The following is a 6,919-nucleotide window of genomic DNA, read 5'->3' on the forward strand; positions in this document are numbered from 1 at the left end:
GCTGAGCTGCCACTCTTAGCTTGCGCACACCGACCGAGCCTCGAACTGGTAGCCCAGCCACGCATCCAGACGCCCGAAAGGCGGCTGAGCTACCACTCCTGGCTTGCGCTCCCCGACCGAGACCCGAAGTGGTAGCCCAGCCACGCATCCGGACGCCTGAAAGGCGGGTGGGCTACCACTCCTGGCTTGCGCACGCCGGCTCCAGACCCGAAGTGGTTGCCCAGCCAGAGGAAACGTCTGGCTTCGGGGCCCGGTTGCCCGGCCGGCGCGACAACGGCCGGTGCCTGTCGACCCGCGCCGCCGTGGACGCCTAGCGTCCGCCCATGAAGAAGATTCGGTGCCTGCTGGCCTGGCACAAGTTCGAGCGGCGGCACAACGCTCAGGCCGGCGACGGCAGCCCGTACTACTGGCAATGCGCCTTCTGCGGTAAGGAGCGCGACGTCCCGAACATCAGCGGTATCCCCGGCTAAGCCAGGCGGATGGCCAGCTCGACGCGCCAGCGGGTCTTCATGCGCTCGGTGCGCGGATCGGTGAGGTAGGCCTCGTACCGGCAGCCGAACCGATCGCCGGCCGGGTCCTCGTCCACGTCCGCATGCAGGCCGCTGTCACGGATCCACTCGACCAGCATGCGGTTGGCGCGCCTGGCGTGGTTCACGTACGTCAAGCTCGCATACCGCCCGGCGGGCAGCGTGCCGGCGCGCACCCGATCGTCGCCGTCGAAGGCCCCGCCCGTGATGCCGCCGACCTCGACGTTCATCGGACCGTTCATGTCGATCACGTGCAACCGGAAGAATGTGTGGCCGAACTCGACACCGCGCTCGTCCAGCCGGCCGTGTAGCTCCTCCATCAGCCGGTCCCGCACGGCGAACATCCCCCGGAACGGCGTCACCACCCGGATCCCGGCCGTCGCCCGTTCACCGTGCTCGACGACGGCGGGCCCTTCGATGATCTCCATGCGTTGATCTTCACCCATTCGGGTGAATCAGCGTCACCCGTGGCGGCGGAAATCCGTGGAACCGCGTCGTGTACGTGGCCGTGTAAGCACCGGCCGAACCGACCATGATCTCGTCGCCCTCCCGCAGGTCGACGGACAACGGGACGTTCGTCGCGAACGTGTCCTGACTGTCGCACGTGGGGCCGGTGACATGGAAAAGTCGTGTTTCCGAAGAACGGCGGCTGTCGCGCAACGGATAACGCAATTCCCCGCCGGATTCCAACGCTTCCATCATGCCGTTGAAAACGCCGAGATCCGTGTGCGCCCACCGCACGCCGTGCCGTTCCGCCACCCCGATCACCCGGCACCGGAACGTGCCCGCCGCGGCCACCAGGCACCGGCCCGGTTCGGCGACGACCGACACCGCATACGGCAGCTCGGCGAGCTTGCGGGCCAGCACGTCACCGAACGCGGACAGCGGTGGCACGCCGTCGGAGTAGCGCGCCGGGAAGCCGCCACCGATGTCGAGCACGGAGAACCTGATGCCGTCGAGGGCCACCTGGGTCATCACCTGCCGGACGTCGTCCAGCGGGGCGGCCAGCGTCGCGGGATGCAGCGTCTGCGATCCCATGTGGAAGGTCAGTCCATACGGCACGAGCCCCAGGTCACGAGCCCGCCGGCACAGGTCGGCGGCGGCTGGCACGTCGACGCCGAACTTGCCCTCGCTGGGCACCAGGCTCTCCTGCGGCGACGTCGCCAGCCGCACCAGGACCCGGCAGCCCGGAGCCGATGCGGCGGTGCGATACAGCTCCTCGACCGAGTCGACGGCGAACCGTGAGACCCCGGCCTGAAAGGCGAGCGCCGTCTGCGAACGGGCGCGAACCGGGTTGCTGAAGATCAAATGCGACGGGGGTACGCCGAGCGCCGAAAGCGAGATCATTTCGGCGATCGACGCGATCTCGAATCCGCAGCCGGCCCGGTGCAGCACCGACAGCACGCCCGGGTCGGGATTGCATTTCGTCGCGTAGTAGGGCCGCACATCGGGGAACGCGGACGTGAATTCCGCGACCGCCTGGACGATGCGGCCGGCGTCCATTTCCAGGACCGGCCCGGCCTCGGTGGGCCCGGGCGTGAACGAGAGCGTGGAAACGTCGACGAGAGGATCCAGCACTTCAAGCCCTCTAACATGGAGTGATGGGACCGTTGCTGACAGTATCCTAACCGGATCCGGCCCGTAAATGCAGGATGCCGCGACACCCCGTCAAGGGCCTCGCGGCATCCGCACATTGCTTCTAGGTCGGAGAAGTTGACCTAGAGTGAGCACTTCCCATCTGTCCGTGCCTATGTCTAGGCTCAGGCACGGATGTCGAACTCGCCATCCTTAGTTGAATCCACGAAGGCGGTCCACTCCGCCTGAGTGAACAAAAGGGCCGGTCCTGACCGGTCCTTGCTGTCGCGGACGGCAACTTCTGTGTCGAGGAATGCCACCTCGACACAGTTGTTGCCGCCGTTTCCGTTGCTGCGGCTGGCCTTACGCCAGACGGCACCGTTCAGTTGGTGCGCGGGCAACCCCAAGCACCCCCTTCGATATGTTGTGTCTCGAAGAGTTCTTACAACTGCAGAAGACTCTCGATCATCTTAAGGGACATACGATGATCGAGCGCCCTCGCGCTCAATCGATCGAACTCTTCCCGGTAACGGGCAACCTCGCTCGGTTGCTCTTCGTAGTAGTCTCCCGCAAGACCTTCCAGATATACAACATCCATATGGGTGGTCTCCCGAAATTCCAAAAGCGCTGCTGGGCCGCCCAAGAAGGTGTGCTCGCCGGCGTCGAACGGCAGGATCTGGACCGTCACATTGGGTAATTGAGCCGCTTCGATGAGACGAAGTAACTGTTCGCGCATGACGTCGTCACCACCGATCGTGCGCCTCAGCACCGACTCGTCGATGATCGCGGACAGCTCGAGCGGGTTCGATCCCTGCAACCTGTTCTGCCGGTGCAGCCGCAGCGCGATGCGCCGGTCGATGCTCTCCGGCGTGTCGTTGGGCCGTCCCGTGCGCATGAGCGCTCGCATGTAGTCGGTGGTCTGCAGCAGGCCCGGCAGCAGGATCGGCTCGAAGACCCGCATCGCGGCGGCGCCCGCCTCGAGGCCCACGAAGTTGCCCGGCCGCATGACGTCCTTGTAGTCGGTCCACCAGGACCTTTCCTTGGACAGCCGGGCCAGGTCGACCAGCGCCTCGCGGTACTCCTCGTCGCGGATGCCGTAGAGGGAGAGCATGTCGCGCACGTCCCGCGCGCTCACCGCCACCCGTGCCGTCTCGATGCGAGTGACCTTCGCCGTGTTCCACTCGAAGTAGCGCGACACCGTCTCCTGCGTCATGCCGGCGCCCTCACGGCACTTCTTCAGCTCGGCGCCCAGCCGGCGCCGGCGCAGGGTCGGTCCCTCATCCACGGTCGTCACGCCGAACTCCCTCGACTCCATCGAGACCCGATCCTACGTCGGCACGTCCGGCCAAGATCCAAGCAGGACGCTCAGCCGGCGCATCACGATCGATGGACCTGATTAGACATCGAGCTTCGTACTTCGAGTCTAGTACTTCTTGTCTTGACCTTGGGGTTGGGTACATGATGCTCCGGACAGCGAGTTAAGGCGTCGTGTACGGGCAGTCGCACAGCCCGCAGACGTCGTTTGAGTCGAGTGTCCATAAGGGGCGTGGCGGCGTGTTGGCTGACCAGTACTTCCTGATCGCACACGAGGACCGGACGGGCCGGTCGCGGCTCCATCCGCGGGCCACCGGACTAGGCCTGGCCGCCGCTCTGATCGGCGAGCTCATGCTGGAGGGCCGGGTCCGGATCATCGAGGGCGATCTGCACATCGTCAGCCGGCAGCCACCGTCGGACGCCCTCTCGCACGACATCCTCGACCTGCTCATCGCCCAGCCCCAGCACCGTGACGTGCGCACCTGGCTGGCCTTCCTGTCCCAGGACGCGGCGATCCGGGTCGGTGAGCGGATGATGCGCCTCGGCCAGGTCGAGTCGGTGACCCGGCGCAAGATGCTGAGCACGACCACGCTGTACATGCCGAACAGCCCGGCGCAGCGCAACGCCGCCGCCTGGGCCCCGGCCCGCCTGGCCAACATCCTGACCCGCGGCCTGGAGATGGGCGTGAGCGACCGGCTGCTGGTCGGCCTGATCGCGGCGACCGGGCTGACCCGGCACGTGCTGTACGACTACGAGGTGCACCGGCAGGCATTCCTGATGCTGCCCAACGCGGTGCACTCGCTGCCCGGCGACCTGTACGAGCTGGTCGAGTACACCGAAGCCTCCGTGGGCTCGGTGCTGACCGCCGGTCGCCGGTGACCATCGTCGGCCGCCACCACCGGCGGCCAGACAATTATGACCACTGGGCCGGGAGGCTATTGATGGCGCGCAAGGACCCCGAGCCGGACATCATCACGAAAGCTCTCGCCAAGAACCGGCTCGGCGTCCCGTCCGTCGTCTTCTTCGGTGTGGCCGGCGCGGCCCCCCTCACCGTGATCATCGGCTCCATCTCGGCCATCTACGCGATCATCGGCAGCACCGCCGTGCCGATCGTCTATCTCGTGGTGGCCGGGATCCTTTCCCTGTTCACGGTCGGGTTCGTCGCGATGAGCCGGCACATCGTCAACTCCGGCGCCTTCTACTCCTACATCAGCCACGGCCTCGGGCGGGTGATCGGGGTGGGCGCCGCGTTCGTGGCCCTGCCGGCGTACTCGCTCATGCAGATCGGCCTGTTCGGGCTGTTCGGCTCGGCCGCGTCGGGCATTCTCGGCGCGATGGGCTTCACCGTGAGCTGGTACGCCTGCGCGTTGGTGGCCTGGGCTCTCGTGGCGATCCTCGGCCTGCTGTGGGTCGACCTGAGTGGACGCGTGCTCGCGGTGCTGCTGGTCGCCGAGATCAGCATCGTGCTGATCTACGACCTGGTGATGGTGGCCAACCCGGCGGGCGGTGAGGTGACCTTCTCGCCCTTCTCCCCCGCGCCGCTGATCACCCCTGTGGTCGGCTCGCTGCTGGTGCTCGCGATCGCCGGCTTCGTCGGCTTCGAGGCCACCGTGGTGCTGAGCGAGGAGGCGAAGGACCCGAAGCGCACCATCGCCCGGGCCACCCACTGGGCCGTCGGGCTCGCCGGACTGATGTGCGCGGTCTCGGCGTGGGCCATGGCGGTGAACACCGGACCGCAGAACATCGCGGCCGTCGCCGCGGAGCACAAGACCGATCTGGTGTTCACGCTGGTGTCGCCGCACCTGCCCGGCTTCCTGGTGGACATCGGGTATGTGCTGTTCATGACCAGCGTGTTCGCCGCCCTGCTCGCGTTCCACGCGGCGGTCGCGCGGTATCAGTTCGCGCTCGGCCGCGAGGGTGTGCTGCCGGCGGCGTGGGGGCGTACGCACCCGCGGACCGGGGCGCCGCTGCTGGGCTCGATCACCCAGAGCGTGCTCGCGGTGGCGGTGCTGTCCGCGTATGCCGCGGCCGGGGCCGAGCCGCTGGTGTTCGTCTTCGCCTGGCTGACCACGATCGGCGGGCTCGGCGTGCTGATCCTGATGTGGTCGGCGTCGGCCGCGGTGATCGCCTTCTTCGTGCGTAACCGCAGGGGTGAGAACGCCTGGCGCGCGATCATCGCGCCGCTGCTGGCCTTCCTCATGCTCTCCGTCGTGCTGGCCGCGACCCTGATCGGCTTCGGCGAGCTGTTGCAGGTCTCCGGCGATTCGCCCTTCCAGTGGCTGATCCCGGTGCTCTATCTCGCTGTGGCCGGGCTCGGGTTCGTCTGGGCGCTGATCATGCGGGCCGCCCGGCCCGAGGTCTACGCCGCGATCGGGCGCGGCGCGGACGGCCGGGTCAGCATCCTCAGCGATATGAGCGCGACGCCCAAGCAGTTACATGCGGACCCGATCGGCGCCCGCGGCAGCTACCACTGATCGAGGTGAGGACAGGATCATGGCGTACCCCATATCGGGATGGCCGTGGCGGAAACCGCCGACGGTCCACGACCGCCGGCAGCCGGCCCAACCAGCGACCGACCAGATACTCCGGCACGGTTGTGAATGCCGGCCGCCCCTCGAGCAACCCATCCAGCCACCCGACGGGCCCTGGCAGCAGTGGCCGGTGTGGAGGTCGCCTATGACGTGACCCTTCCAGACTGCGGGTCTACGCAGCGGACGGGAACTGGTAGAGCCAGTACGACTGCTGGTCGATCCGGTCGAACCGCATCGTCGGCGCCCACCGGCTGATCATTGACCGGAAGACCCTCGACATGTGCCGCACCTCGTCGTTGTAGGTGCAGATGTCGAGCCCCACCAGTCCGTTCTGGTTCGAGGCGATCAAGTACATCTGTTCCACCAGATCGCGGAACGCCCGCATGCCCTGAGCTTCGGGGTGTACGGCAACGAACCCGATGTACCAGATGCGCTTGGTGGCGTAGTGGTCAGGCCAGTGACGCTCGAACCACTCGGGAGCGATCAGTGGCACGGCCTCCAGGTTGTTCGTGTACGTGGAGATCCCGCACAAGGTGCCGTCGTCCCGGAGCGCCAGATACTTCGTCACCCTCGGGTCCTTCATGTTCTCGACGAACTCGTCGCGATACATGAGGTGTCGCTGCACGGCCAGCGAGCGTAGTTCTTCGAAGGCCTCCTGGTAGAGGCTCCATGCGGCGTCGATGATCTCGCTGTCGGCGATCTGGTCGATAGCTTTGACAAGCATGCTCATTGCACCCCCGAGGGGTTGTCGGCAAACAACCCCCGCTCGTCGTACTCACACGGGTCGATGATTCTTGACCATCACCATACGAAGAGTGATGTGAATACGACAATGAGTTGCGGTCAAGCTAAATGTGCCAATCGTCGACGGAGATGATCGCGTTCCGCCTTTGTCCGGACCTGATCAAGGGCGAGACGGAAGGCGGCTGCCGCCTCGGCGACCCTGCCGAGGCGGCAGAGCAGCTCTCCGCG

At 66.5% G+C, this 6,919-nt stretch carries 8 protein-coding genes; 3 read left to right on the forward strand and 5 right to left on the reverse strand.

Features of this window, described 5'->3' with window-relative positions; translation table 11 throughout:
• Positions 1-323: 323 nt before the first annotated feature.
• Positions 324-470, forward strand: coding sequence for a hypothetical protein (locus AB0M20_RS19830; RefSeq protein ID WP_364300083.1), 147 nt, complete (start codon positions 324-326; stop codon positions 468-470).
• On the opposite strand, the gene AB0M20_RS19835 is transcribed toward AB0M20_RS19830, so the two are convergent.
• From AB0M20_RS19835 to AB0M20_RS19850, 4 genes are all read right to left on the reverse strand, one after another.
• Positions 467-955: a GyrI-like domain-containing protein gene (locus AB0M20_RS19835; RefSeq protein ID WP_364300085.1), complete on the reverse strand. Its 489-nt coding sequence runs from the start codon at positions 953-955 to the stop codon at positions 467-469. The two genes, AB0M20_RS19830 and AB0M20_RS19835, sit on opposite strands and share 4 nt — an antisense overlap.
• Positions 956-965: 10 nt before the next feature.
• The gene (locus tag AB0M20_RS19840; protein ID WP_364300087.1) at positions 966-2,105 is read right to left on the reverse strand and encodes a type III PLP-dependent enzyme; all 1,140 of its coding nucleotides are present in this window, start codon (positions 2,103-2,105) and stop codon (positions 966-968) included.
• 182 nt (positions 2,106-2,287) lie between these two features.
• Positions 2,288-2,503: a DUF397 domain-containing protein gene (locus tag AB0M20_RS19845; RefSeq protein ID WP_364300097.1), complete on the reverse strand. Its 216-nt coding sequence runs from the start codon at positions 2,501-2,503 to the stop codon at positions 2,288-2,290.
• A gap of 41 nt (positions 2,504-2,544) precedes the next feature.
• Positions 2,545-3,396, reverse strand: coding sequence for a helix-turn-helix transcriptional regulator (locus AB0M20_RS19850; protein WP_364300089.1), 852 nt, complete (start codon positions 3,394-3,396; stop codon positions 2,545-2,547).
• A 260-nt stretch (positions 3,397-3,656) separates the two neighbouring features.
• On the opposite strand from AB0M20_RS19850, the gene AB0M20_RS19855 reads away from it, so the two are divergent.
• Positions 3,657-4,295, forward strand: a complete 639-nt coding sequence (locus tag AB0M20_RS19855; protein WP_364300091.1) for a GPP34 family phosphoprotein — start codon at positions 3,657-3,659, stop codon at positions 4,293-4,295.
• A gap of 62 nt (positions 4,296-4,357) precedes the next feature.
• A complete protein-coding gene (locus tag AB0M20_RS19860; protein WP_364300093.1) occupies positions 4,358-5,890 on the forward strand; it encodes an APC family permease in 1,533 nt (510 codons plus the stop codon).
• A gap of 229 nt (positions 5,891-6,119) precedes the next feature.
• On the opposite strand, the gene AB0M20_RS19865 is transcribed toward AB0M20_RS19860, so the two are convergent.
• Entirely contained in the window at positions 6,120-6,671 is a 552-nt protein-coding gene (locus AB0M20_RS19865; RefSeq protein ID WP_364300095.1) for a GNAT family N-acetyltransferase, read from the reverse strand.
• Between the last annotated feature and the right edge of the window lie 248 nt (positions 6,672-6,919).

Origin of the sequence: Actinoplanes sp. NPDC051633, assembly GCF_040681735.1 — a bacterium.
Classification (GTDB): domain Bacteria; phylum Actinomycetota; class Actinomycetes; order Mycobacteriales; family Micromonosporaceae; genus Actinoplanes.

What these genes read in the sequence shown, in the direction of transcription:
- AB0M20_RS19830 (WP_364300083.1), top strand. Translation starts at nt 324, where the DNA reads ATGAAGAAGATTCGGTGCCTGCTGGCCTGGCACAAGTTCGAGCGGCGG.
- AB0M20_RS19835 (WP_364300085.1), bottom strand. Translation starts at nt 955, where the DNA reads ATGGAGATCATCGAAGGGCCCGCCGTCGTCGAGCACGGTGAACGGGCG.
- AB0M20_RS19860 (WP_364300093.1), top strand. Translation starts at nt 4,358, where the DNA reads ATGGCGCGCAAGGACCCCGAGCCGGACATCATCACGAAAGCTCTCGCC.
- AB0M20_RS19865 (WP_364300095.1), bottom strand. Translation starts at nt 6,671, where the DNA reads ATGCTTGTCAAAGCTATCGACCAGATCGCCGACAGCGAGATCATCGAC.